Annotated in this window: 1 protein-coding gene; it reads right to left on the minus strand. The window is 57.4% G+C overall.

Annotated features, from left to right (window positions below; translation table 11 throughout):
* Positions 1-124: 124 nt before the first annotated feature.
* On the minus strand, positions 125-2680 hold the full coding sequence (locus FJ147_28165; GenBank protein MBM4259759.1) for a CHAT domain-containing protein: 2556 nt from the start codon (positions 2678-2680) through the stop codon (positions 125-127).
* Positions 2681-2873 lie beyond the last annotated feature (193 nt).

Raw genomic sequence — 2873 nt, forward strand, 5'->3', positions numbered from 1 at the left:
AAAGGCCTACAGGTCTCCGACGATGAGTTTCAAGCGCTCAATATCAAACCCGGTAAGTTTCATGGCGATTGGAACTATACGCTTCTTCCTCGCTCTTAATCGGTAACTTAATTCTTGCCCATGCCTAGACTGCGGCCTTGCGTTTGAAGGCACTACCGCGTAGCGCGCTCCGCTCAGGGTTAGGGACTAAAGCGATTTGGTCCAAACCAAGGGGGGTTATCGCTACCTGATCCAGAGCGTCTAAGCGTTTCAGCGCGAGGTCAATCAGCTCAAGCGGTCTCTCTTGCGGTGTGGTCTCGGGAGCCGGGGCTCCCTCTCCTTCACTTTCCTTATCCGCAAGTTTCTCACCTAGGCGTGCCTCAATATTGGCCAACTGCTCGATATCGCGAATCGGCACGCGACCCGCATCATCTGCAGCCTGGATGGCACGCAGATACGTTTTGCGGGCCTCGGCGAACTGCCCCAGAGCCAGCCAGGTCGCTCCCAGTGCCGACTGTACCGGTGGTAATTCTAACCAACCAGCGGGACAGCGTTTCTTGAGTCTGTGATTGATCGCATTGATCCTCGCACGCACGTCACGCTCGGTCGGACGATCATTCTTGCGTGACTGTTCCACGCGGATCTTCGCCAAGTCGTCCAGCAATTCTTCTGGCGACGCATACAAGGCATCACCGTTTCTCCTAAACCCATCAGTGCGCGGCTCAGCACGCCAGCCCGCATCGCCATAGGCTTGGAACGCTCCCCAGGTGATATCTTCCGGGTGCTCCTTCCAGAGAGCGACCCGCGCTTTATGGACGGCCTCACCAAAAGAGCAGCCATGCTGGAGTAACTGCTCGTAAAAAACCTGTCCGAATACTTGCGCGTATTGGTCGGTTACCTCCCAACCCGCCACAATCACACAACGCACGCCGATCTCAATCAGTTCGCGCGCGATACTCGCAGCTAAGAGATTCCCGTTACGCCCCATGTCCACCTGACCGAGATGGCAGCAACTTAAGAAGACCAGTTCTGGCACCAGTTCCATGGCCCTGATTTCCGCAGCAGTAATGAGCAGCCCGTCTGACAACACGACCCCACTGCGGATGCGACCGTCGATATGAAGCAGGTTGTACACACCATGGGCAGAGATATGCAGGATGCGGTACGGTTGGCGATACAATGCGGCAAGCACCTCATTGGCCTTACGTTCATTCCCGATGACCGGTAGATCAGCCTCATACCCTAGGCTTCTGAGTAGAGTGACAACAGCAATTGCTTCCGCCTCAGCAGCAGGAAGATTCGCTGGCTGTTTGAGCGGAGCTGCAGTCGGACTGACAAAACTGTCGGCGAACCCCTCGACCGACGGATTGCCAATCTCCATAGCTTTGCGCCCAACGACCTGACGCACCTGACTGCGGAAGCGAGTGGATGACAATTGCCGAACCACCGCCGTCCGTATCGCGAGTGGACGTTTGTCGCTGTCGTGCCGCATTGGATCATCAGCCAGCATCAACTCCCACGGCAGGTTAGCAGTGGCGTTATCAACCACCAGGACGAGTCGCTCAAGCTGGCGTGCCGCATCTTTGAAATCCGGCGGCACCATCAATTGGAAGAGCGTACGCCCAAAGTCCGCCTGCCAATTCTTGACGTGTATCTGCTGCCGGACCAGCGACTCAATGAGCCCAGGCTGACGCTGTTGCATCACTGACTCAGCCCGCGCCCGTTGCCCTAAGTAGAGGAACCGCAAGCGGTCAGCCAAGCGTGTACTCGGACGCGGAGCCGTAGCGAGTGACACGCCACTTCCCTTTGCCACCGCAGTGTCACCGCTCACAGATCGCTGCTCATCACACTCTGGCGGGCATTCCGCATCGTTACGGTCGGCATCGGTGACAATCAGACGTGGCCAATAGCTCGAATTACGATCGTCGAACAACCGTTGGCGCAAGCCATCGCCCGCTTTGAGTTCGGGATGGATTACCAGGGTCGTCTTCAGACTTGCCGCACGGTCAGCCAAGCGCGGTTGGAGTTCACGCAAGGCGTAGACTGCAGTGATCGCCGTGTCGAGATACAGCTCGACGATATCAAGATTGGCAACGCGGATGTTCAGGCGCGCGGCTTCATTGAATTTCGCATTCGCCTCCATCACCCCTGTCACCAAGGCCTCAACTGATGCACTCACGGCGAGGTTCGCCGAAGAGTTGTAGCCGATCAACAATGTCGCAAGCGAGAGGTCGCGCTCAGATTCGCCCAACACATCGACCACCTGGAGCAGATAACGCAGTACGCCTGTGCGGACTGACTCGGTCAAGGTTTGCAAACTCAAGGCGCCGTCGTATTGGCCCAGGCCAGTGACGATCGCCCCCCTCAGGGTGCCTCGGGCACGCTCGAAATCGTTCGGGGCGCGCAGCACAACCACAGCAGTACCACACTGACCAGAGTAGAGGCCCAGGCTGTAGCGCTCACTCAATGCACCATCGAGCAGTTCGCGGTCGATGAGGGCTTGAGGACCCGCGATTGGATCCTGCTCGTAGTGTCCCACCATAATTGGTACCGACAAGAAGCGTAGGTCTCCAGCTTTGACAGCAACCTCCAGTCGCCGCTTCGCTCGCGTTGAGACACGATTGCGGAGCGAGCCACCGACAAGCTTACGTTCCATACTCGCGGGGTCATCAATCGTGGGCGGGCCAGCGTCGTAACTCACTGGTGCGGGCTGCTCGCCCGCGCGTGCCGCTGGTGGTGAGGCAACAAGTTGCGCTGTGGAGCCTAAAAGAGTGTTTTGAAAAAGGGATTGGTAAGCTTGAGGGATGAATACACTGCCGCGAGTTTATCCAACGGACCTGACCATGACCGAATGGACACAATTGAAGAGCTTCTTTCCCCCGGCCTCTCGCCGA

The organism is Deltaproteobacteria bacterium, from assembly GCA_016874775.1.
In the GTDB taxonomy this organism is placed as follows: domain Bacteria; phylum Desulfobacterota; class Binatia; order Bin18; family Bin18; genus VGTJ01.